The 23,822-nt window shown below is 61.4% G+C and carries 21 protein-coding genes; 16 read left to right on the top strand and 5 right to left on the bottom strand.

Annotation, left to right across the window (positions count from 1 at the left end):
* Positions 1-452: 452 nt before the first annotated feature.
* The 7 genes from PRtIB026_RS23285 (at position 453) to PRtIB026_RS23315 (ending at position 7,728) form a co-directional block, all read left to right on the top strand.
* Positions 453-1,103 (top strand): fimbrial protein, encoded by a 651-nt coding sequence (locus PRtIB026_RS23285; RefSeq protein ID WP_324256555.1) that lies wholly within the window; start codon positions 453-455, stop codon positions 1,101-1,103.
* An 82-nt stretch (positions 1,104-1,185) separates the two neighbouring features.
* Complete coding sequence (locus PRtIB026_RS23290) at positions 1,186-1,947, top strand: fimbria/pilus periplasmic chaperone (RefSeq protein ID WP_203651236.1); 762 nt, start codon at positions 1,186-1,188, stop codon at positions 1,945-1,947.
* Positions 1,948-2,175: 228 nt separating this feature from the next.
* Positions 2,176-2,841 carry a FimD/PapC N-terminal domain-containing protein gene (locus tag PRtIB026_RS23295; RefSeq protein ID WP_203651234.1) on the top strand — a complete coding sequence of 222 codons (666 nt, stop codon included), beginning with the start codon at positions 2,176-2,178 and terminating at the stop codon, positions 2,839-2,841.
* Between the two features lie 42 nt (positions 2,842-2,883).
* Entirely contained in the window at positions 2,884-4,659 is a 1,776-nt protein-coding gene (locus PRtIB026_RS23300) for a fimbria/pilus outer membrane usher protein (RefSeq protein WP_203651232.1), read from the top strand.
* Positions 4,647-5,777, top strand: coding sequence for a fimbrial protein (locus PRtIB026_RS23305; protein WP_203651230.1), 1,131 nt, complete (start codon positions 4,647-4,649; stop codon positions 5,775-5,777). The genes PRtIB026_RS23300 and PRtIB026_RS23305 overlap by 13 nt, the downstream gene beginning before the upstream one ends.
* 106 nt (positions 5,778-5,883) lie before the next feature.
* Complete coding sequence (locus PRtIB026_RS23310) at positions 5,884-6,990, top strand: fimbrial protein (protein WP_203651228.1); 1,107 nt, start codon at positions 5,884-5,886, stop codon at positions 6,988-6,990.
* A gap of 240 nt (positions 6,991-7,230) precedes the next feature.
* Positions 7,231-7,728: a DUF2165 family protein gene (locus PRtIB026_RS23315; protein ID WP_203651226.1), complete on the top strand. Its 498-nt coding sequence runs from the start codon at positions 7,231-7,233 to the stop codon at positions 7,726-7,728.
* 67 nt (positions 7,729-7,795) lie between these two features.
* Here the strand turns inward: PRtIB026_RS23315 and PRtIB026_RS23320 are convergent, their stop codons facing one another.
* Positions 7,796-9,145 (bottom strand): EAL domain-containing protein, encoded by a 1,350-nt coding sequence (locus tag PRtIB026_RS23320; RefSeq protein WP_203651223.1) that lies wholly within the window; start codon positions 9,143-9,145, stop codon positions 7,796-7,798.
* A 504-nt stretch (positions 9,146-9,649) separates the two neighbouring features.
* On the opposite strand from PRtIB026_RS23320, the gene PRtIB026_RS23325 reads away from it, so the two are divergent.
* The 8 genes from PRtIB026_RS23325 to tsaA all read left to right on the top strand — a co-directional run bounded on the left by PRtIB026_RS23325 (position 9,650) and on the right by tsaA (position 19,402).
* On the top strand, positions 9,650-10,345 hold the full coding sequence (locus PRtIB026_RS23325; RefSeq protein WP_244670966.1) for a response regulator transcription factor: 696 nt from the start codon (positions 9,650-9,652) through the stop codon (positions 10,343-10,345).
* Positions 10,342-12,759 (top strand): ATP-binding protein, encoded by a 2,418-nt coding sequence (locus tag PRtIB026_RS23330; RefSeq protein ID WP_203651221.1) that lies wholly within the window; start codon positions 10,342-10,344, stop codon positions 12,757-12,759. The genes PRtIB026_RS23325 and PRtIB026_RS23330 overlap by 4 nt, the downstream gene beginning before the upstream one ends.
* 7 nt (positions 12,760-12,766) lie before the next feature.
* Positions 12,767-14,959, top strand: coding sequence for an ATP-binding protein (locus tag PRtIB026_RS23335; protein WP_203651220.1), 2,193 nt, complete (start codon positions 12,767-12,769; stop codon positions 14,957-14,959).
* A gap of 193 nt (positions 14,960-15,152) precedes the next feature.
* The gene (rimO, locus tag PRtIB026_RS23340) at positions 15,153-16,484 is read left to right on the top strand and encodes a 30S ribosomal protein S12 methylthiotransferase RimO (protein ID WP_203651219.1); all 1,332 of its coding nucleotides are present in this window, start codon (positions 15,153-15,155) and stop codon (positions 16,482-16,484) included.
* Between the two features lie 271 nt (positions 16,485-16,755).
* The gene (locus tag PRtIB026_RS23345; protein ID WP_203651213.1) at positions 16,756-17,214 is read left to right on the top strand and encodes a GNAT family N-acetyltransferase; all 459 of its coding nucleotides are present in this window, start codon (positions 16,756-16,758) and stop codon (positions 17,212-17,214) included.
* Positions 17,215-17,335: 121 nt separating this feature from the next.
* Positions 17,336-18,046 carry an rRNA pseudouridine synthase gene (locus PRtIB026_RS23350; RefSeq protein WP_203651210.1) on the top strand — a complete coding sequence of 237 codons (711 nt, stop codon included), beginning with the start codon at positions 17,336-17,338 and terminating at the stop codon, positions 18,044-18,046.
* A 192-nt stretch (positions 18,047-18,238) separates the two neighbouring features.
* Positions 18,239-18,700 (top strand): DUF1456 family protein, encoded by a 462-nt coding sequence (locus PRtIB026_RS23355; protein ID WP_203651209.1) that lies wholly within the window; start codon positions 18,239-18,241, stop codon positions 18,698-18,700.
* Positions 18,701-18,706: 6 nt separating this feature from the next.
* A complete protein-coding gene (gene tsaA / locus PRtIB026_RS23360) occupies positions 18,707-19,402 on the top strand; it encodes a tRNA (N6-threonylcarbamoyladenosine(37)-N6)-methyltransferase TrmO (protein WP_110738447.1) in 696 nt (231 codons plus the stop codon).
* A 171-nt stretch (positions 19,403-19,573) separates the two neighbouring features.
* Here the strand turns inward: tsaA and fpr are convergent, their stop codons facing one another.
* Positions 19,574-20,353 carry a ferredoxin-NADP reductase gene (gene fpr / locus PRtIB026_RS23365; protein WP_046856781.1) on the bottom strand — a complete coding sequence of 260 codons (780 nt, stop codon included), beginning with the start codon at positions 20,351-20,353 and terminating at the stop codon, positions 19,574-19,576.
* Positions 20,354-20,473: 120 nt separating this feature from the next.
* Here fpr and finR point away from each other — a divergent pair, with 120 nt between their 5' ends.
* Positions 20,474-21,400: a LysR family transcriptional regulator FinR gene (gene finR / locus PRtIB026_RS23370; protein WP_110738445.1), complete on the top strand. Its 927-nt coding sequence runs from the start codon at positions 20,474-20,476 to the stop codon at positions 21,398-21,400.
* Positions 21,401-21,404: 4 nt separating this feature from the next.
* Here the strand turns inward: finR and PRtIB026_RS23375 are convergent, their stop codons facing one another.
* From PRtIB026_RS23375 to PRtIB026_RS23385, 3 genes are all read right to left on the bottom strand, one after another.
* Positions 21,405-21,770 carry a diacylglycerol kinase gene (locus tag PRtIB026_RS23375; protein WP_198744388.1) on the bottom strand — a complete coding sequence of 122 codons (366 nt, stop codon included), beginning with the start codon at positions 21,768-21,770 and terminating at the stop codon, positions 21,405-21,407.
* A 240-nt stretch (positions 21,771-22,010) separates the two neighbouring features.
* The gene (gene erdR / locus PRtIB026_RS23380) at positions 22,011-22,661 is read right to left on the bottom strand and encodes a response regulator transcription factor ErdR (RefSeq protein ID WP_203651208.1); all 651 of its coding nucleotides are present in this window, start codon (positions 22,659-22,661) and stop codon (positions 22,011-22,013) included.
* Between the two features lie 257 nt (positions 22,662-22,918).
* Complete coding sequence (locus PRtIB026_RS23385) at positions 22,919-23,629, bottom strand: tRNA-uridine aminocarboxypropyltransferase (protein ID WP_050704454.1); 711 nt, start codon at positions 23,627-23,629, stop codon at positions 22,919-22,921.
* Positions 23,630-23,822: the final 193 nt, after the last annotated feature.

A 23,822-nucleotide genomic window follows, 5' to 3' on the forward strand; every position in this document is an offset into this window, starting at 1 on the left:
GCTCCATGGCGCCGTATCCCCATCTAAACCCTTCGATCACGGATCGCACGATGTGTATTGAGGTTAGCCATGTACGGCGCGCCCGCCTCCTCGAGAGCGATTCTTGAAGCCACCTGGCTTTCAAACACTTCAACGGGCATCAAACGGCATGTCGAGTGATCTGTCTCTGAAATGCACTCGCTCTGGCCAGTCATCGATGAACTTAATAATTAGGAAAAACATAGAGTTAAACGCTGTGTACTTCAGCTCATTCGCCCCGCTCGCCATCCAGCGTAAGCAGGTCCATCTGGGAGTGCACCTCAACGAGCCCACTGATGACAATACCCTGACGCAACAGGCATGGGGCATTCCGACAGCCCTCGGCGCCCCGAAAATAGGAGTGCGCCTATTTGCCCCTTATTTACTGCTGGGTAGCCTAATGACATCCAGTCAGGTCCAGGTAACAACCGCCAGTGCCCCAGCACGGCAGCCTGAGTTCCCAACTGGAACAGGGCGACAGTATCGAAGTGTCTGTAGTTGTCGCCCATGTACTCCTTGAAAAGTATTTGAGATCAGTCAACATGCAAACCAAGCTTATTTACACCCTGGTACTTGCTGGCGCAGCCACGGCCACGCAATTCGCCTCCGCCGCCGACGGCACCATCACCTTCTCCGGTAATGTCACCGCGCAGACTTGCACGATCAACGGCAACGGCAGCAGCTCGAACAACTTCACGGTCACGCTGCCGACAGTATCGACCAGCGCCTTGGCGAGCGCCGGCCAAACCGCCGGTCGCACGCCGTTCAACATCGCGCTGACAGCGTGCACGCCGGCATCGGGCAACGTCCGTGTCTACTTCGAACCGGGCCCGACCGTGGATACCAGCACCGGCAACCTGATACTGGCCAGCGGCGGCGCCAGCAACGTTCAGATCGGCTTGCTCAACGCCGATCTGACGGCGATCAAGCTCGGCGCCGCGGACGCCTCGCAGAACTCGAAGTCGGTGGCGATCAGCGCTACCGGAGCCGCCACCCTGCCGTTCTACGCGCAGTACTTTGCGACCGGTACCGCAACGGCTGGCGTTGCTAACTCGAGCGTCATGTATACGCTCGCGTACCAGTAACACTGGTATCCCATCCGACACGGAACGGGCGGACTCAGGTGCGCCCCTCCTCGCCCGTACGTTACCTGCATCGATCATTACCATGAAGTTTCGAAAAGCTCTGGCAACAGCCGCCACCTGTGCTGCATGGATAGGCCTGTCTGTGGCAACCGCCAACGCCGCAGTGGTCATTGGCAGCACACGCGTGATCTATGGATCGAACGAATCCGAAGTCACCCTCAAGCTGTCAAACGAAGGACCGGCACCCGCCTTGGTGCAATCGTGGGTCGATGACGGTGACGTGCGTGGCGCGCCGTCCGATATCGCGGTGCCGTTTACCATCACGCCACCGATTTCGCGTATCGATCCGACCAAGGCGCAGACCCTGCGCATCGTCTATACCGGCGAACCCCTGCCGCAGAATCGCGAGTCCGTATTCTGGCTCAACGTGCTGGAAGTCCCACCCAAGCCAGGCACCAACGAGGCGGACATGAACCGGATCCAGCTCGCGTTCCGTTCGCGCATCAAACTGTTCTTTCGCCCGGAAGGTCTCAAGGGCTCCGCCGCCGAAGCGCCGGCTCAGCTTGCCTGGCGCCTTACCCGACTCGACGGCAAGCTCGCCATCGAGGCACACAACCCGACCCCGTTCCACGTATCGCTGACCGAAATCCGCGTTCAGTCGGGCGGCCGCAGCGCAACTTTCGACACCGGCGGCATGGTTGGCCCTGGCCAGACGCAAGCCTTCACGCTCGAGGGCGAAGTCCCCACCCTGCCAGGCGCCAGCGTGCACTACACGTCGCTCAGCGACTACGGCGGCGCCGTCGCCAACAAGGCGCCACTGGACGTCGGCAGAACGGCGCCCTAGCACCGAGACAGGCAACTGAACCTCTCCCGTTGCGCGAGATACGCGTTACGCGCCACGCATCTACAACCGTAAGGTCGGGCATGCTCGTTATCAGGGCAGGGCACGACTTTGCCCATGCCCTGGCAATCTATCGTGACCCAACGCACCTCAAGCCCCCCGCCGCCGACACCGTGGCCGCAACGCCCATGTTGCCTGCTCGCGTTGTCGGTGTTCGCCTCGACAAGTGTAATGGCAGCCCCTCCGGATACCCGGCAAGTAGCTCAGGTAGAGTTCAACGACCTGTTCCTGCAACGCCCCGGGAAGGCACGTGTGGATGTGAGCCGTTTCGACAAGGGTAACGTGGCGCTGCCAGGCACCTATCGCGCCGACCTGTTCGTCAACACCAACTGGATTGGCCGCGCACAGGTCACGTTGCGCCAGATACAAGGCGATGCAAACAACGTTCAGGCCTGTTTCGATCGCGAGCTGCTGCAACAGGTCGGCGTCGACATCATGAAGCTGTCGCCTGAAGCGACAGAGCGGCTGGCTGGCGAGCGCCAGGCTTGTACAACCATCGATGCCCTGATTCCCGAGGCGTTCGCGACTTTCGACAACGGTGAGCAGCGCCTGGACGTCAGCATCCCCCAGGCCTCGCTGAGCCGCGACGCACGCGGTTACGTCAATCCACGCTTCTGGGACGATGGCGTTCCGGCCGCACTGCTGTCCTATAACGGCAACGTCTACCGCGCCGACTACGAGGGTGCCTCGTCGACGCAGGCCTACCTGGGATTGAACGCTGGTCTCAACCTCGGCCCCTGGCGCTTTCGCCACAACGGCAACTACACCTATGACTCATTGGGTGGCCGTGATTATCAAGGCGTACAGACCAACCTGCAGCGCTCGATCGCCCCCTGACAATCGCAGCTGGTTCTTGGCGACGGGTTCACCGAGGGCCTGATGTTCGACAGCGTCGGCTTTCGCGGTATCCAACTCGCCAGCGACGAGCGCATGTATCCGGAGTCACAGCGTGGCTACGCGCCGACCATCCGCGGCATCGCCAACAGCAACGCGCTGGTGCAGGTTCGCCAGAACGGCAACATCATCTACAGCGCCAACATCGCGGCGGGCCCCTTCGAAATCAACGACCTCTACCCGACCGGATATGGCGGCGACCTGGACGTCACGGTGACCGAGGCCAACGGCAAGGTCCATACTTTCAAGGTGCCCTACGCTTCGGCGGTCGGTTCGCTGCGCCCTGGTATCACACGCTTCAGCGTGACCGCCGGGCAATACCGCAACCCGCTGCTCTCGAGCGAGCCGCCCCTGTTCCAATCCACCCTCCGGCACGGCTTCACCAATCTGCTCACCGGCTACAGCGGGGTGACCGCCGCCCGCGGCTACCAGGCCGGGGTCATTGGCACGGCACTCAATACCGGGCTTGGAGCATTCGCGTTCGACGTCACCGCAGCCAGTACCGAACTGCCGGACAAGGGCAGACGCAACGGCCAGAGTGCAAAGATCTCCTACAGCAAGTTGATCGACCCGACCAACACCAATGTCACGGTAGCGGCCTACCGCTACTCGAGCAGCGGTTATCTCGGGCTCCCTGACGCGATGCGCCTGAGAGACACCCAGGAGGGGGGTGTCAACGGTCTGCTGGCAAGCGCGATACGCCGCGGACAGTTCCAGGTCACCCTGAACCAGGGCCTGCCACAGGGCTGGGGCTCGTTCTACCTCTCCGGCTCGACCGTCAATTACTGGAATCGCTCCAGTAACGACACGCAGTTCCAGGCCGGTTACAACAACAACTTCAAGCACCTCAACTACGGGGTGTCGGTTTCCCGCCAATTCGACGTAACGCAGAACCGCTGGGACAACCGCTTCATGCTCAACCTCTCGATCCCGCTGAATTTCGGCTCACGCACGGTGTATTCATCGACCAGCCTGCAGCGCGATAGCAACGGTTCGAGCGTGATGCAGCAGTCGCTTACCGGCTCGGAGGGCGTCGACAACGCATTCAGCTACGGCGTCAACGTCGGCCGTACCAGCAGCAACGGTACGGACGCGACCCGCAGCGTGGGTGGCAATGTGGCCTACAAGTCGCCTTACGCGACCGTCACCGCCAACGCGTCGAAGAGCAGCGGCACGACCCAGTACGGCGGCGGCATTTCCGGCGGCATGGTGGCGTATGCGGATGGTGTGGCCTTCACACCGACCATGGGCGAGACCGTGGCAATCGTCGAAGCCAAGAACGCCAGCGGGGCCCGCGTGACGGCCGGTAGCGGCCTGCGCATCGACCCGTTTGGTCGCGCACTGGTGTCGAACCTGACGCCGTTCTCGACCAACGAGGTGGAGATCGATCCGAAGGGGTTGCCGATGAGTGTCGAGCTCAAGTCCAGCACCCAGCACGTGGCGCCCACGGCAGGTGCGGTGGTCCGATTGAGATTCGAGACCGAAGGCGGCGGGCGCTCGGTGATCCTGCGGGCACGCCTGGCAAACGGCCAACCGCTGCCCTTTGGCGCCCAGGTAAGCGATGGGCAGGGGCAGAACGTCGGCACCGTGGCCCAGGAAGGCCGCATCGTGCTGCGCGGGCTCAAGACCGATACCGGCACGCTGCACGCGACGTGGGGCGAGTCGACCGGCGAGGCCTGCTCGATGCCCTATGCGTTGCCAATTGCGAACAAGGCCAGCAATGAACGGTGGATCAACGCGGAGTCGGTATGCACGAAGTAATCGGAAAGTCAGTGATGCTCCAGGGTAGCTGCCTGAAATGCAGCGCGCTCTGGTTCAAACTGGTCATACTGGGGATGCTGGGTATCGGCTCGCCCGTAGCGTTTGCGCAAAACCCTGGCGCGAATTGCCAGTTGCAGGCATCGACCACCCCGGTCTCGATGCCGGCCTCAATCACCATTCCACGAGACGCGGCCAACGGTACGGTTCTGACTTCCTGGGTAACCTCGGCGCAAAAAAACAACTATTACCAATGCTCCGTAACTGCAGCGAATGGCGTACAGCCCTCCACGGGGATGGCTTTTCAGCCGCTGTCCCTGACCAAGGCCGGCCTGAACGTGCCAGGACCGAACGGTGCCTCCTATACGGTCTGGAACACCAATGTGCCGGGTATCGGCCTCGCTGTGGGGGTTCGTGTCCATGCGAATGGCTGTGGTTGGCAACCCTGGGCGGACCTTGGCACACCGTCAGGTTTCCTGGGCAGCCCGTGGAGAGGCAGCGCCTGCAACGCGTCGAATCCGCCCATCACCAACGGTGCGCAGGTGCAGATGGCGCTGGTGAAGACCGGTTCCATAGCGACCGGCACAGTGACGGGCGGTGTACTGCTCGAGGGCACCTCGATCACCGCCATGAGTCTCAATGGCACCTATGCCATAGCCACCTCGGGCCGACAGTCGTTCTCGCTGAGCAGCACGATCATCAATGTGGCGTCCTGCCGCACACCCGATGTGACGGTAGACCTGGGCTCGCACAAACAGTCTCGCTTTACCGGCGTTGGCTCGACCTCCCCTGCTGTCTCGTTCAGCGTCAACGTCAACAACTGCCCCGCAGGCCTGAATTCAATCCAGTACCAGTTCAATCCGGTCACCAGCCTGGTCGGCGGGAGCAATGGCGTACTGGGGCTGTCGGGCGGTTCGACCGCCAAGGGTATCGGCGTACAGCTCAAAGACAGAAACGGCACCGCGTTGAAGTACAACACGCAGTACACGCTAAGCAACTACAACGGCGCGACAGGTGGCTCATACACGATCCCGTTGACGGCAGCGTACTACCAGACTTCCAGCACCGTGACCGCCGGCAGCGCGAACGCAGTGCTGACGTTCACCATGACCTATCAGTAATTGCCATCGACCGGATGTCGCTGACTCGAACCTACATTCGAAATCCTGCGAGCAAGCGACCATGGAGCCCCACCACAGCGATGTGGACCTGGAGCGGAAGATACAAATGAAAAAATCCGACAAGTACAAAGACGCCCGCGCCGCACACCGACATATTTCGCTCTGGCTCAGGCTGTGCGTGCTGCCAATGCCTGTTATCGGTGTGCATACGGCGTTTGCACAAAACAACTATTGCCAGAGCACGGCACAAACCATTCCGATCTCGATGCCGCCATCGATCACGATACCGCGCGATGCAGTGAACGGCACGGTGCTGAGCACGTGGGTATCCTCAGCGGCAGCCACCAACTATTTCAACTGCACAGTGCCGGCAAACGGGGCATCTGGCAGCGGATTCCAACCGTTGTCGCTGAGCCGTGTCGCGGGTCTGCGAGTAACCAGCCCTCGTGGCGCTTCCTATACAGTCTGGAACACCAACGTGCCCGGCGTGGGCATAGCCATCGGTGTAAGGACGTTTTTAACCGGATGCGGCTGGGTGGCTTGGGCCGACCTTGGTACAGGGTCGAGCTTCTTTCCAAGCCCTTGGGTTGGCCAAGCCTGCAGCCAGACTGGACCGGTCCTCAATGGCGGGCAAGTGGAGGCCGCACTGGTGAAGACAGGCCCTGTAAACGCCGGCACCGTAACAGGCGGCCTATTGCTGGAGGCTACTGCGATGATGAGAGACCTTGGCAGCTCCACCTACACCGCCGCCACTTCAGGCCGCGTGTCATTCTCGCTAAGCAGCACGGCCATCAACGTAGCGTCGTGCAGCACCCCGAACGTGACCGTCGATCTGGGTTCGCACAGACAGTCACGCTTCACAGGTATCGGCTCGACCTCCCCCGCCGTGGCATTCAACATCGGCTTAAACAATTGCCCTGCAGGCCTGAAGTCCATCCAGTACCAGTTCACCCCGATCACTGGCATGGTCGACGAGAGCAATGGCGTAGTGGGGCTTTCCGCGGGATCTACCGCCGATGGGATTGGCGTACAACTCATGGACAAAAACGGTACTGCGTTGAAATACAACTCGCAGTACACGCTGGGCAATTACAACGGTTCGACAGGAGGTTCATACACGATTCCGTTGACGGCCGCGCTGTACCAGACCGCTGCCAGCGTGACAGCCGGTAGTGCAAGTTCGGCGCTGATGTTCATCATGACCTATCAGTAGGCAATATTAACAAGTCATTTGAAACAGCCCCCTGAAGAGGCCTATCAGATCTCGATAATCATTGGTTCGCGTCAACCCTTATCAACCTGTGCGGAGCCCCTCTCAATACTTGCAAACAATCAGGAAATATCACCAACCTGATTCGGAATGCAACTGCACGCCAGCGGGAGTGTTATTGCAACGGGCTCCCTCATGCTGCCTTCAGACCAATATCAAACCCAATAAACGGACACACGCTCAATGCTAACCGTGCGCACTGCAAAGCTGGCTGTCACACTCATGATCGCGTGCTCGGCACTCCTTGCAACCTATAACAATATCACGGACTACCTTTCTAATTTCGCATACAGCCAGAGTTTTCTCAGCATGGACACGGTCTATAACACCGACCACGTCCTGTATCGCACACTCACCTGGCCCACGTTTTGGCATGCGAGTTATTGGTTGATTATTGCAGGCAAGGGACTGACCGGCATCTTGCTGCTCTGTGGTGCCCGATCGATGTGGGCAGCGCGCGGCGCCTCGGCAGCGCAGTTCGACGCAGCCAAAAAATGGATGATCACCGGCGCTACCCTGGGGTTCGTGATCTGGATTATCGGGTTCCTGGTAATCGGTACCGAGCGCTTTTTGCTATGGCAATCGGAGCACTGGAATGGACAAGCCACTTCCTTCATGTTCAGTGGCATCATCCTTGGTGCGTTGATTTTCGTTAATCAGCCGGAGCAAGAGTTACGCTAAGTGGCCAACAGGCCGCCAATCGATCAGTGCCCGACCACGCGCACTCGCAAGAGACGGCCACGTCAGCTTACTCGCCCTTCGCGCCTGCGGTGCCAGCCATCACACAAAGATCAAGGAAGTGCTCGACCTCCAAGGGCACCGACAACGCATAGCCCTGTCCTTTCTCGCATCCCAGCCGGCGCAATGTCGCGATGCTGGTTTCATCTTCTATGCCTTCAGCCACCAGACTCATGTTGAGAAGGCTGGCCAGCGCCGCAACCGTGGCAATTACACCGCGTGAGGGTGATTTCTGATCAATTTCCCGCACGAAGGAGCCGTCGATCTTCACTTCGTCGAACGGCATAGTCGCCAGCAGGTTCATGGTCGCTGAACCGGAGCCGAAGTCGTCCAGGGACGTCTGAAAGCCTTGCGCCCGCAGCGCGTTCAGAGAGGCAGACAACAGCAGGGGATCGTCTACCGGCAGTTCCTCGGTCAGTTCGATTTTCAACAGGTTGGTTGGCAGGCCGGCCGCCTCCATCTTCTCGGCCAGCAGGCGAGTCAGCCCTTTGGTACAGACCGTTCTCACCGAGGCATTGACGGCGATGGGTATATGTATGTCTCGACGGGTCAACTCGACCAGGGTATCGATCACCCTCTTTTTCACGAAGCTGAACAACATGAGGTTCAGATCCAATCGATTGACCATCGGAATGAACACCGTGGGCGAAATATTGCCGTGCACGGCATGAACCCAGCGGACCAGCGCCTCCGCCCCCACTATCTTGCGGCTGCACAAGTCGAACTGCGGCTGCAAGACAATGCGTAGACCCTGGCTGCCCGTCACTGCGGCAATCAAGTCATCTTCCAGCGGGAGCTCGTCCTGAGGCACGGGGGCCTCGAGCAGGTGTGCCTGCGCATACATGAGCGCACGGAGTGCCTCGGCAACGCCCATCGCATCGTTGCTCCGCGCAATATCCACGATGATGCCGGCTCGTCGTGCCAATCGCGCGTGGGATTCCAACGCACTCAGGGGAATGCCCCCGATGCTTGTCAGCCCGGCGCCGTCGACAAGCGGCTCATAGCGTTGCGAAGCGGCATGAAGAGGCAGAGCAGGTGTATCTGTCAGTGCCTCCCCCATCCACAGTATTCGCGCGATGGCGATGCCGTTACGCTCCCTGTTAAGCGTTTGCAACAGGCTGGGCAACATGAATCCGGCATCGTTTCCGGGCTGAATGTTACACACCACGATATCCACGGCTTCGCGCCTGAGCAGGCATTCCATCTCGACCAACGTGCTGACCCGCTGCAGGTGCTCGATACCCAAGGCACTCAAGGTGCCCACTACACTGCGATCGCGGCCAGGGTGACTTTCCATCAGTGCGAGACGTAGCAACTTCAAATCCGCAACCGGGCTATTTTCCATCTCTATAGTTTTCAACACGACTTTCCAAGATGAACGCTGAGGCCCGGACTCTAGAAAAGTCCCCAGAGCAGAGAAATCGGATTGGGACGAAAAGTCCTGAACATCCGACAGCGCATCACCGGCAGGGTTGGCACACCAGGCAGCACAATGGATCCACTTGGTATGGGGCAGACACAGGATATCGGGGATGCTCCCAGCGACCGCCCACGCCTTTAGGAGCACTCCTATTCCGTCAGGGATACACCCTCTATAGAGTCCAGTTCTAGCGAAGTCTTATCAGATCGCCTGCTACGCCCTACGTTTCGAACTCAACATAAACGGAATCGAAGCGTTCACCAGCCCATCGACGAAAAAGCACCCCTCGGCCAATGACCGGATCGTTCGACTGGCCTGCGCCAGCCGGGTGTCATGACCACCCTCGCATTTCTGAACAAAATTGATTTGAATGTAAGCAGGTAGTAACTATGATCCGAGTGCCAGAACGATTTCCCTGTTTCCTTGGAATGCCATCGTTTACATGTGAGTGCCAACACCATGGTTAGCAATCATGTTCATTCCATCAGCGTGGCGATCCTGGATGACCATGCGGTCGTTCGTAACGGTCTGGTGGCACACCTGCATGCCGAGGGCGGCTTCGACATTGTCGGGGTATACGGCAGCGGCAAGGCGATGGTCGCGGGCCTTGCCAGCAAGCCTGCGGATATCTTGCTGATCGACTACGCACTGGGCCCCGACGAGATCGATGGCGTTTCTCTGATTCGCGCGTTGCGGGTCAAATTTCCGGACTCGCGTATCGTCGTCCTCTCCGCCCACGGCGATCCGGCCACGGTGGCGTTGACCCTTCGCGCCGGCGCGAGGGGTTTCGTGTCGAAAACGCAGGATATCGCAGAGGTTGCGCGGGCCATACGGGTCGTCGACCGTGGAGCGGTCTATCTGGAGTCCGAAATGATGTTTCGCGTTTCCGACGCCACGGCACATTTGCAGACAGCGCCGGATGACGCTACCGGGAGGGCTGGCCAAGGCAGCGCCTTATCGGCGCGGGAACGTGAGGTCATCCGCTGCTTCCTGGATGGCATGACCGTGACGCAAATCGCGCTGAAGTTCAATCGAAGCCTGAAGACCATCAGTAGCCAGAAAGCCGCTGCCTTCCGCAAGCTCGGCGTCACATCGAACAACGGCCTGTTCAAGATCCGGAACCTCATCGATTCGTTATGACCACCCTGCCTGGCTGGATGCGTCGGCTCGGTTCGTTGTGCCTTGGCTTGGGCTTGGCGGGTATTGCTCACCTCGCCCACGCAGCCGGGCCACTGGAGCTGACCGAGCAGGAACGCGCCTGGATCACCGCCAACCCGGTCGTCGCGGTCGGTGTCAGGTCGGATCTGCGACCATTCGAATTCGTCGAGGATGGCAAGGTAAAAGGACTGGCCGGAGAGTATCTGAGGGCTGTCGCACGATTGACCGGTCTCAAGTTCGTGATAAAGCAGGCCAAGGACAACATGCTCTCCGAGTCCGGCTGGCTACAGGATGGGACTGTCGATCTTTATCCAATGGCGATCCGCAATATCGGTCCGCTGTCCGACGCGCGCGGGATACTCTTCACCTTGCCGTACTACCTCAACACGACCGTCATCATCAGCCCCGACGGCGCGTCCTTCATGGACGAGTTGGCCGAGCTGGACGGCAAGACCGTTGCCATGTCTCAGTACAACCTGATCGAGCGGGTGTTGCGGGAGAAGGTGCCGAACATTCGCATCCTTTATGGAGACAGCGCACAGAACACTCTCGACCTGGTGGCGTCGGGAAAAGCAGACGCGGCTGTTGGCCTGGACGGTTTCTATCGTCCCTACGTGACCAGTCGCTATGAGGGAACCCTGCAGATCTGTGGTGTGATCAGCTCGGCAACCGCAGAGTTGTCGATGGCGGTTTCGGCCAGACAACCGATGTTGTACGCGATCGTCCAGAAAGCACTCCAGAGCATCACTGCCGATGAGGCCCACAAGATGAATCAGGGCTGGCTGACCGATGCGCAATTCGGCTCGCCTTCGCTGAAGGTCCTGGTTCGGTACTTCACCACGCATGGCCTGCTGCTGGGAACAACGCTGCTGTTGCTGGCCTTGCTGGCGTACAGCTCACGCCGCGCACACCGGCGGGCAGTCAGGAGTGAGCGGGAAAAGGCCATGTTTCTCGCGGTGATGAGCCATGAAATCCGATCGCCCATGAACGCCGTCCTCGCCTCGGTGGAATTGCTGCAGCGAACGCCCTTGAATGAAGCACAACAGCGCCTCACCACGCTGTCCTATGACGGCTCCAACACGCTGCTGCGCCTGGTCAATGACGTGCTGGACATGTCCAAGCTGGAATCGGGGAAGTTCACCCTGGATTGCCAGCCGACCGATATCTCGGCCTTGATCGCAGAGATGATCGATCTCTATCTGCCACAGGCACAGGCCAAGGGCCTCGGATTGTCCGCCACGGTCGCCGACTGCGGCCGGTTGATGCTGGATCCGATACGCATGCGCCAGATCCTGCACAATCTACTGAGCAACGCCATCAAGTTCACCCCCGAAGGTAGCGTTTCCGTGACGGTTGGATTGCTGCCGGGCAAGACGTCCGCAGTCGACGGCATATTGGAGATCGCGGTGGCGGATACCGGCATCGGTATCGCCGATGAAGCGCAAGGCGCCCTGTTCCAACCCTATTCACAAGTGTCTGAGTCCGCGAGAAAGGGTGTACGCGGTACAGGACTGGGCTTGCTGATCTGCCGAGGACTGGTGACGCATATGCACGGCGACATCACCTTGCGCAGCACCCTGGGTATCGGCACGACAGTGACCTTGTCGCTGCCTGTGACGAAGGCGACTGACGAGGCACCGGCTGCCACACGACAAAAGGAAGTGCCCAAGCTTCAACCAGGTGGCCCACGTTTATCCATATTGCTGGTGGAAGACACACCGGCCAACCAGTACGTGATCAAGGAGCAATTGAGCAGTCTGGGCTGCGATACGCACTTGGCGGGCGATGGCCTGCAAGCGTGGCAGGCGTTCCTGAACGCCAGCTACGATCTCGTGCTGATGGATTGCGACCTGCCCGACAAGGACGGCTACCAGCTGACGCGAGAGTTCCGCGCCCATGAAATCGAGCATGGCCTTGCCCCCTGCCCGATCATCGCGATCTCGGCGACCAGCGGCAGCGAACATACCTTTCGCTGCCTGGACGCGGGCATGGACGGCGTTATCAGCAAACCCATCGGGCTTGCGAAACTGCAGGACACCATAGAAACCTGGTGCGTGACGACGTTGATCGAACAGGATGACGAACACCCCTGTGGCATCGCGCAGGCGCCCTCCATTACCTCGGATTTCGTACGCGAATCTTTGCTGGAAGACTTGCGGGCGTTGCATGCAGCCGTTGAAAAAAGAGATGCTCGAGAAACTCGTCATTTCGCCCATCGACTGCGCGGAGCGAGCATCACCCTTGGCTTGATGCCTCTGGAACAGTACTGCGCCGACCTCGAGACACTGGCGAGCGCACAGGACAACATGGACATCGACGAGGCGAATCGGCTGCTTGAAGCCTTGACCCAGGCGTTCAATCGGCAGGTGTCATCCTCGATGATGCTCGACGGATGACCCCCTCATGTACTGGCCCGTTAAAGCATCAATGACCCTACGCAGTTTGGCTGGCTCGATTTGTTTGCGGCCCACACTGCGCAGCTGGCTGGTCAGCCTCTCGACCACGCTTTTCTGCGCACTGTTTACGACAGGCATACTCGCCTCGTCGCAACCGCCAGAAGTCACTCAGTCCCTGGACCTGGACCTGACCGATGAAGAGCGTGCCTGGATCGTCGCGCACCCAGTCGTGGCCGTGGGTGTGATGCAGGACACCAGGCCCATCGAATACATCGATCACGGTGACCTGCATGGCCTTTCCATCGAGTTTCTGACGGAAATCTCGCGTCGTACGGGGCTGAAGTTCAGCTTCAAGCCGGCACCGGATACTCAGACGCGCATTGCCTGGTTGCAGGATGGCACCGTGGACATGTTGTCCATGATTCCCCGCAATTCCGAACTTTTCACCAAGACCCCAGGGATGTTGTTCACCAGCCCCTATCAAACCGGGGTGACGCTGGTGGTCACTCGCGCCAAGGAACGGATCATCCGGGAATGGGAGCACTTGGCCGGCAAGACCGTCGTGATGCCAAAAGATGGGCCATTTACCCAGCAGGTGCAGCAGCAAGTGCCTACCGCCAAGCTGATTTTCAGGCGCAGTGCCCAGGCTGCCCTTGAGCTGGTAGCGCAGGGCAAGGCGGATGCCGCAGTGGGTTCTGACGTGTTCATCCTGCCCTATTATCAGCGGCGCTACGAAGGCATGCTGCGACTCTCTGGCTCCATGCCGAAAATGACCGTGGAAATCGCCATGGCGGTCAGTGACAAGCGGCCCGTCCTGCACGCTATCCTGGAAAAATCGCTGCACTCCCTTCACGCTCGACAGACAGCCCAGATGCGCCGCTCCTGGATCAACTCCATCGACCTCGGCGCGCCGCCGGTCAGGGTCCTGATCCAGCATTATGGCATCCAGGGCGCGTTGATTCTGGCGACACTCCTCATGCTGGGGTACCTGGTCTACACCACCCGTCGCGACTACCTGCGCGCCTTGAAGAGCGAACGGGAGAAGGCGATGTTTCTTTCGGTGATGAGCCATGAGATACGCTCACCGATGAACGCGGTGCTGGCCTCGCTGGAGCTGCTCCAGGACACCCCACTGGATGAACGGCAACGGCACCTTGTCGGGCTGGCGAACAGCTGCGGCGGTGCCCTGTTGCGCCTGCTCGACAATGTGCTCGATTTGTCCAAGCTCGAGGCCGGGAAGTTCGTCCTGGAACCTGAGCCGACAGACGTCCCGGCCTTGGCGCGCGAAGTACTTGCCCTTCATGAATTGACGGCAGCGGAGAAAGGAGTCGACCTGATGCTGAAGGTACCGCAAACCTGCACCAGGTTGATGCTGGACGCAACGAGGATCAATCAGATCCTGCACAACCTGATCTCCAATGCGCTCAAATTCACCGACAGTGGCCATGTCGACATCCAGGTTGATTTTTCACGTGATGGGGCTTGCGCAAACTGGGGCCTGCTGCAGATCAGCGTGATCGATACCGGCGTCGGAATCACGGAACGTGCCCAACAAACCCTGTTTCAACCCTATGCCCAAGCCGCGCATGGTTCCAGAACACCGTCGACAGGCACAGGCCTGGGCTTGCTGATTTGCCGGGAACTGGTCTCCAGCATGGGAGGCACCATCAACCTGCGCAGCGCGCCGGGCCAGGGAACGGCCGTCACCCTGGAGCTGCCTGTCGACATCCACACCCCAGCGTTGACCAGCGAGCCGGGCAGAATGGTCGCGAATCCCGGAAACGAGGTGCGCCTGGCAGTCCTGCTGGTAGAGGACATTCCCGCGAACCAGTACGTGCTTCAGAGCCAGCTGCAAAGGCTGGGATGTGACGTTGTCGTTGCAGGTGACAGTGAGCAGGCCTTGCGTGAGTTCCACCTCGGCCGCCATGACCTGGTGCTGATGGACTGCGACCTGCCCGGTGCCGATGGCTACCAGCTGGCGCGGGCATTGCGCGCCTACGAAGCGGAAAACGGCTTGCCTGCCTGCCCCATCATCGCAATCTCCGCCTCCACCGGAAGCGAACATGCGCAACGCTGCATCGATGCAGGCATGGATGGGGTCACGAGCAAACCCATCCGGTTTGCCAAGCTCCAGGACATCGTCGAGCGCTGGTGCGGCGTCAAGGTCACGCCCCGGCTGGCCAACGGCCCCCAGGATTGAGCACCTCACCGTAACCGTGCCGCACGAGATCGGGATTTCCCTCCCGGCGCCGCAGCGTTCGTCGCTTTTCTACTGGTAAAGCGACCTTGTGCTCGCTAGAATTGCGCACTTTTTGATCAGAGGCGCCAAAAGCGTCCGCCAGGATCGCCCCCGTTTCCAGCCGGGCGACCTGTATTCAATACCGAGGTTAGCCATGTCCACCACTCCCGCCACCCCAAAGGTCGGCTTCGTTTCCCTGGGTTGCCCAAAGGCCCTGGTCGATTCCGAGCGCATCCTGACCCAGCTGCGCATGGAAGGCTATGAAGTCGTGCCTACCTACGATGGCGCCGACGTGGTGGTGGTCAACACCTGCGGCTTCATCGACAGCGCCAAGGCCGAGTCGCTGGAAGTGATCGGCGAGGCGATCAAGGAGAACGGCAAGGTCATCGTCACCGGCTGCATGGGTGTCGAGGAAGGCAATATCCGCGACGTACACCCGAGTGTGTTGTCGGTCAGCGGCCCCCAGCAGTACGAGCAGGTGGTCAACGCCGTGCACGAGGTGGTACCGCCACGCCAGGATCACAACCCGTTGATCGACCTGGTACCGCCCCAGGGCATCAAGCTGACCCCGCGCCACTACGCCTACTTGAAGATTTCCGAAGGCTGCAACCACAGCTGCAGCTTCTGCATCATCCCGTCGATGCGCGGCAAGCTGGTCAGCCGCCCGGTCGGTGAAGTGCTGAGCGAGGCCGAGCGTCTGGTCAAGGCCGGCGTCAAGGAGATCCTGGTGATCTCCCAGGACACCAGCGCCTACGGCGTCGACGTCAAGTACAAGACCGACTTCTGGAACGGCCGCCCGGTCAAGACCCGCATGCTCGAGCTGTGCGAGGCCCTGAGCAGCCTGGGTGCCTGGGTGCGTCTGCACTATGTCTATCCGTACCCGAACGTCGACGACGTGATTCCGCTGATGGCCGCCGGCAAGATCCTGCCGTACCTGGACATCCCGTTCCAGCACGCCAGCCCCAAGGTGCTCAAGGCGATGAAGCGCCCGGCCTTCGAAGACCGCACCCTGGCGCGCATCAAGAGCTGGCGCGAGCAGTGCCCTGAGCTGGTGATCCGCTCGACCTTCATCGTCGGCTTCCCCGGCGAGACCGAAGAGGACTTCCAGTACCTGCTCGACTGGCTGAGCGAAGCCCAGCTCGACCGCGTCGGCTGCTTCCAGTACTCGCCGGTCGAAGGCGCCCCGGCCAACGACCTGGGCCTCGATGAAGTGCCGGACGACGTCAAGCAGGAGCGCTGGGATCGCTTCATGGCGCACCAGCAGGCGATCAGCGCCGCGCGCCTGCAGCAGCGTATCGGCAAGGAGATCGAGGTGCTGATCGACGAAGTCGAGGAGCAGGGCTCGGTCGGCCGCAGTTTCTTCGACGCGCCGGAAATCGACGGCAGCGTGTTCATCGACGGCGACCACGGCTTCAAGCCGGGCGACAAGGTCCGCTGCCGCATCGTCGATGCCGACGAGTACGACATGTGGGCCGAGCCCCTCTGATCGATGCTCGCCTGAAGATACCCCGCCTACTGGCTAATGCCAGTCAGTTAAGCCAATAGGGGTCACTGCGCGACCCTTCGCGGGTAAACCCGCTCCCACAAGTACAGCGCTCGATTCAGCGTTTGCGCGATCCTGTGGGAGCGGGTTTACCCGCGAAGGGCTGCAAAGCAGCCCCAATAAGTGCGATGAAGCGCTAACTGACTGGCATTAGCCCACTGGCGGGGCAGCCTTTTACATCTATGTTTTCCTCAATGACCCCGAGGATCACAGGATGTCGCCCACCGTCACGCTGCAAACGCCCCACCTGAGCGACTACCCCGAACTGGTGCGGGTGTGGGAGGCGTCGGTGCGCGCCACCCACGACTTCCTGCCCGACGGCTACATCGTGCTGCTGCGCGAGCATGTGCTGCACAAGTACCTCGACGCGGTGATGCTGGTCTGCTGCAAGGATGCCAGGCGACGCATCCTCGGCTTCGCCGGCGTGGCCAGCGGCCGTGTCGACATGCTCTTCGTCGCGCCGCAGTACCGTGGCCAGGGTATCGGCCAGCGCCTGCTGCGGCATGCGGTAAGCGAGCTCAATGCCGAACGCCTGGACGTCAACGAACAGAACCCGCAGGCCCTGGGCTTCTATCTGCACGAAGGCTTCGAGGTGTACGGGCGCTCGGAAACCGACGGCCTGGGACAGCCCTATCCCCTACTGCACATGAGGCTTGTTCGTACAACGTCCTAGGACGCAAGCCAAGGAAACCACCACCCCGCTCCGAAATGGCGGAAATGACATCGATTTGCAGCCGCTGCCCCGCGCAGGCAGGTACAATGAAAGCTTTCCCTGCCGCGTGATGCCCGTGTCCATGTCCGAACCCATTCGTCTTTCCAAACACCTCATCGAACAGCTTGGCTGCTCTCGCCGAGAGGCCGAACTGTACATTGAAGGAGGCTGGGTCACGGTCGATGGCGAGGTGGTCGAGCAGCCGCAGTTCAAGATCGCCGGGCAACGCGTCGAACTGCTCCCGGGTGCTCGCGCCGAAGCGCTGGAGCCAGTGACCCTGCTGCTCAACCAGCCGCTTGGGCAGGACACCGCCAGCGCCCAGGCGGGCATGAGCATGGCCAGCCTCAGTGAAGCGCACCGCGAAGGCGTGCGCGCGCTGCACGGGCACTTCGTCCGCCAGGCCTGTGTCGCTCCGCTACTGCCCGGCGCCAGCGGCCTGCAGCTGTTCACCCAGGACTGGAGGGTGACCCGCAAGCTCGACGCCGACCTGCGCCGCATGGAGCAGGAATACATTGTCCAGGTCAGCGGCCAGGCCAAGCCGGGGGCTCTCGAGCGCCTGGCCCGCGGTGTCGAGCGCAAGGGCGTCGAACTGCCGAAGGCCAAGGCCAGCTGGCAGAACGAGCAACACCTGCGCATGGTCCTGAAGAACCCGCAGCCCGGGTTGATCGAACAACTGTGCGAGACCGCCGGCCTCAAGGTCCTGGCGATGCGCCGCATTCGCCTGGGTGGCGTGTCGATGGGCAAGCTGCCGCTGGGCCAGTGGCGCTATGTGGCCGCCACCGAACGTTTCTAGGGTCGGTACGAAATGTGTCTGCGCGAAGGCCAGACAAGGCGAAACGGGGGGAGGAAGCGGAGTGTACTGGAGTACATGAGCATTCCGAGCCCCGTTTCAACGCAGTATGGGCGAGTGCAGATACATTTCGTACAGAGCCTAGCATTACCGCCGCGCAATGACTGACACGGCAACAGAACAGGATTCGCTGCAATGAACCACAACGATGTACTGCGCAGCCTGCGCTACATGCTCAAGGCCAACGACCAGAAGCTGGCCGAGATCATCAAGCTCTCGGGCCTGGAGGTTTCGGTCGAGGCCATCGCCGGCTACGTCAAGAAGGAAGAGGAACCCGGCTTCGTGCTCTGCCCGGAGAAGGTCATGGCGCACTTCCTCGACGGCCTGGTAATCCACCGTCGCGGCCGTGACGACAGCCGTCCAGCGCAGCCGATCGAAGTGCCGGTGACCAACAACACCGTGCTCAAGAAGCTGCGGGTGGCCTTCGAGCTGAAGGAAGACGACCTGCACGCGGTGCTCAAGTCAGTCAACTTCCCGGTGTCCAAACCTGAGCTCAGCGCATTGTTCCGCAAGGTCGGCCACGACAACTACCGCCCCTGCGGCGACCAGTTGCTGCGCAACTTCCTCAAGGGCCTGACCCTTCGCGTGCGCGGCTGAGCCAGGATGCAGCATACCGTCTCGCCGGTCGGCATTGTCCGCTCCTGTTTCAAGGAGAAGTTCGCCATCCCGCGCCAGCCCCAGCTGGCGCCGGCCGCCCGTGGCGTGCTGGAGCTGCTGCCGCCCTTTGACCAGGGCGATGCCGTCGAAGGGCTGGAGCAGGTCAGCCATGTGTGGCTGCTGTTCCTGTTCCACCAGGCACTGGAAGACAAGCCACGCCTGAAAGTGCGTCCACCGCGCCTGGGCGGCAACAAGAGCATGGGAGTGTTCGCCACCCGGGCCACCCACCGGCCCAATGGCATCGGTCAGTCGGTGGTGCGCCTGGAAGGCGTCGAGCCGGGGCGTCTGCTGCTGTCGGGGATCGACCTGCTGGACGGCACCCCGGTGCTGGATATCAAGCCTTATGTGCCCTATGCGGACAGCATTGCCGGCGCGAGCAACCTGATGGCCAATGATGCACCAGAGGCGATTGCCGTCGAATGGAGCGAAAGCGCCCTGCCCCAAGCCCGCGACCATGCACTGCGCCTGGATCAGCCACTGGTGGAGCTGATCGAACAGTGTCTTGCGCAGGACCCGCGACCGGCCTACCAGGTACCGCCTGCGGAGCGGGTCTACGGGGTAAAGTTCTGGGATGTGCAAGTCAGGTGGCACTACCCGCAACCGGATCGGATCCGGGTGCTGGAAGTGGTGCGGGAAAGCTGAAGCTCTTTCGTTTTCAGGCCAGGCCTCTTCGCGGGTAAACCCGCTCCCACAGGCTTCGCAAACTCTGTGGGAGCGGGTTTACCCGCGAAGAGGCCGGCACTGGCAATCTCGATCCTGCAGGCATAAAAAAACGCAGACTCAGGTCTGCGTTTTTCGTTACTACGATTCGCCTTACTTCTCGACGAACGCACGCTCGATCAGGTAGTCACCCGGCTCGCGCATGCGCGCGGAGATCTTCAGGCCGAAGCTGTCCAGCACTTCGCTGGTCTCGTCGAGCATGCTCGGGCTGCCGCAGATCATCGCGCGGTCGTCCTGCGGGTTGATCGGTGGCAGGCCGATGTCGCTGAACAGCTTGCCGCTGCGCATCAGGTCGGTCAGGCGGCCCTGGTTCTCGAACGGCTCGCGGGTCACGGTCGGGTAGTAGATCAGCTTGTCACGTACGGACTCACCGAAGAACTCGTTCTGCGGCAGGTGCTCGGTAATGAACTCGCGGTAGGCCACTTCGTTGACGTAGCGCACGCCGTGAACCAGGATCACTTTCTCGAAGCGCTCGTAGGTCTCCGGGTCCTGGATGACGCTCATGAACGGCGCCAGGCCGGTGCCGGTGCTCAGCAGGTACAGGTGCTTGCCCGGGTTCAGGTCGTCGAGCACCAGGGTACCGGTAGGCTTCTTGCTGATGATGATCTCGTCGCCTTCCTTCAGGTGCTGCAACTGCGAGGTCAGCGGGCCGTCCGGCACCTTGATGCTGAAGAACTCCAGGTGCTCTTCCCAGTTCGGCGAGGCGATGGAGTAGGCGCGCATGAGCGGACGGCCGCTGTCCTGCTGCAGGCCGATCATCACGAACTGACCGTTCTCGAAGCGCAGGCCCGGGTCGCGGGTGCACTTGAAGCTGAACAGGGTGTCATTCCAGTGGTGCACACTGAGGACACGTTCGTGGTTCATGTTGCTCATCGATGGGGCTCCTGAAGGAAAACGCGGCGCGCGCAAGACGCGCAGTTGCGCGATAGTTTAGGGGCAGCGACAATATCTGTTAACTGAATTATCAAGATATGTGTTATCGGTTATATAGATATGCGATTCACACTCCGTCAGCTCCAGGTATTCGTCGCCGTCGCCCAGCACCAGAGCGTGTCGCGGGCCGCCGGCGTCCTCGCCTTGTCGCAATCTGCGGCAAGTACATCGATCACCGAACTGGAGCGCCAGTCCAGCTGCCAGCTGTTCGACCGTGCCGGCAAGCGCCTGAGCCTCAACGCTCTGGGCCACCAGTTGCTGCCCCAGGCCGTGGCCCTGCTCGACCAGGCCAAGGAAATCGAAGACCTGCTCAACGGCAAGTCGGGCTTCGGCTCGCTGGCCGTCGGCGCCACGCTGACCATCGGCAACTACCTGGCCACCCTGCTGATCGGCAGCTTCATGCAGGTGCACCCGGAAAGCCAGGTCAAGCTGCACGTGCAGAACACTGCGCATATCGTGCAACAGGTCGCCCACTATGAAATTGACCTGGGTCTAATCGAAGGCGACTGCAACCACCCCGATCTCGAGGTGCAACCCTGGGTGGAGGATGAACTGGTGGTGTTCTGCGCGCCCCAGCATCCCCTGGCCAAGGTCGGTCATGCCGGTATCGAGCAGTTGTCCCATGAAGCCTGGATCCTGCGCGAGCAGGGCTCGGGCACGCGCCTGACCTTCGACCAGGCCATGCGCCATCACCGCGCCAACCTGAATATCCGTCTGGAGCTGGAACACACCGAAGCGATCAAGCGCGCCGTGGAGTCGGGCCTGGGCATCGGCTGCATCTCACGCCTGGCCCTGCGCGATGCCTTCCGCCGCGGCAGCCTGGTGCCGGTGGAAACTCCGGCCCTGGATCTGGCGCGGCAGTTCTACTTCATCTGGCACAAGCAGAAGTACCAGACCTCGGCCATGCGCGAGTTCCTCGAGCTGTGCCGCAGCTTCACCGCCGGCGTGCGGCGCAGCGACGAGATCGTGCTGCCGCCGATCGCCTGAGCGCTCAACCGAGCAGGATCACGCCCCAGACCACCGCGACCATGCTCATGGCCACCAGCTGCGCGGCGCTGCCCATATCCTTGGCGTTCTTCGACAGCGGGTGGCGGTCGAGCGAGATGCGGTCGATGGCCGCCTCCACCGCCGAATTGAGCAACTCGACGATCAGCCCCAGCAGGCACACGGCAATGAGGATCGCCCGCTCAGCGCGGCTGACCGGCAGCCAGAAGGCCAGCGGCACCAGCAGCACGTTGAGCAGCACCAGCTGGCGGAAGGCGGCCTCGCCCTTGAAGGCGGTGCGCAGGCCGTCCAGCGAATAGCCGGCGGCGTTGACGATACGTTTGAGGCCGGTCTGGCCTTTGAATGGCGACATGTGTGTCCGTCACTTCACCGGAGATAAGGTCGGCAGGCTAGTGCCCTGTCTCGGAAATACGTTCTCTTTTGGCGAGTGGCTTGGGTGTCCGGCCAAGGCGCCGCGACGAGTCATAGCAGGGCTATGGCGAGGAGTGGCAACGCCGGCCGGGCGCCCAAGACGCCGCCAAAAGTGAACAGCCTATTTCCGAGACAGGACACTAGTCCAGTCGGAGTCAAAAAAGCGTGAATGCACGGGTACTTAGCTGGCCGAAACCGATTCAAGTTGTTGCAGCAGCAGCGCCGCCTGGGTTCGCGTGCGCACCCCCAGCTTGCGGAAGATCGCCGTCACGTGGGCCTTGATGGTCGCCTCGGAAACACTCAGTTCATAGGCGATCTGCTTGTTCAGCAGTCCTTCGCAGACCATGGTCAGCACGCGGAACTGCTGCGGGGTGAGGCTGGCCAGGCCTTCGCTGGCGGCCTTGGCCTCGGCCGACACATCAACCTTGTCGAACGCCTGCGGCGGCCACCAGACATCGCCGTCGAGCACGTTGCGCACTGCTTCCTGGATCTTGCTCAGCTCGCTGGACTTGGGAATGAAGCCGCTGGCGCCGAATTCGCGGGACTTGACCACGACGGCCGCCTCCTCCTGGGCCGAAACCATCACCACCGGGATCTGCGGGTACTGGCCGCGCAGCAGGACCAAACCAGAGAAACCGTAGGCGCCGGGCATGTTCAGGTCCAGCAGGACCAGGTCCCAGTCGGCTTTCTCGGTGAGGCTGGTTTCCAGTTCGGCGATGCTCGCCACCTCGACCAGGCGCACGTCCGGGCCCAGGCCGAGGGTAACGGCCTGGCGCAGTGCGCTGCGAAACAGCGGGTGGTCATCGGCAATCAGGATTTCGTATGTGGCCATCGATCTATGGATCCTGTTCTGTGCCAGGCGCAGGGGATACGGGAGACGCCTGGCGGGCAACTCATGGCGCGAACGGCAGGGCCGCCGGCCGGGATGGCACGGCGAAGTCCGGGGTAACAGCAGCTTCGTCGTGCCCGAAGCGGCGCCAAGGATGCCGAGCACGCCCCGGGTGGTCAAGCCAATTGCCCGGTCGAACCCGCCTACCCCGGCTGCCAGCCCCGACAGTATGAACCAAACCGTCGCGCCTGCCCCTTGGACTATAGGAAGGTATGCAAACGCTGGTGGACCTCATCCTGCTCGTCCAGCGGCAGGCGCCGCTTGCCGCTCAGGTAGTGCAGGCTGAAGACGTCCAGGTAGGCGTCCAGAGCCTGCGAGGCCTGCCCGTCACCGGCCAGTTCCAGGCACATGGCGGCCACTTCGGCGGTGCAGAAGTGGTCATCACGCTTGGAGCGGCGCAGGCGGTAGCGCGACATCTGCTCGGGTTGCAGGCTCAGCACCGGAAAGCGATCGAGGTAGGGACTCTTGCGGAACATCTTGCGCGCTTCGGTCCAGGTGGCGTCGAGCAGGATGAACAACGGGCGCTTGCCCGGCTCGCGCGCGACTTCGCTGACCACGCGCTCCTCCTTGACGAACTCGCCCGGAAAGACGATGTAGGGCTGCCAGCGAGGGTCGTCCAGCAGCGCCAGCAGCCCCTCGTCCACCGAGGTGCGCAGCCAGCCGAAGGCCGAGGTGTCCTCGATCACATCGGCGATCAGCCAGCCGGTGTTGGTCGGTTTCAACGGCTCGGTGTCGTGCATCAGCAGGCACATGCCGGACTCGGCCGGCACCCGGGGTTTCCAGGCGCACAGGCAGTGCGTGGCGATCACCCGGCAATCCGGGCAGCGCTCGGCGCGCGAGCCTCGGGCGACAAAGGGTTTGATGCTGCGCGCGAGGCGCTCGGCGCGCAGGCGCGCTACCGCGTGGCTCATGGCAGCAGGCCTTGGCAGGGAAGTGGGAGGGGCACGGCGACAACTCGATGAAAACAAGGTGCCCAGTCTACCAGAGCCCACGTCATTTGCCGTGCAGCCAACGACGCCGCTCCTTTATAATCGTAGTTTCTGGCGGCCTGGAAACCCTGCGGTTTCATGGAACGCCGCCCGCCGGCGCTGGTCAAAGCGCCAG

It is taken from the genome of Pseudomonas sp. RtIB026 (genome assembly GCF_016861355.2).
Lineage (GTDB): Bacteria > Pseudomonadota > Gammaproteobacteria > Pseudomonadales > Pseudomonadaceae > Aquipseudomonas > Aquipseudomonas peradeniyensis.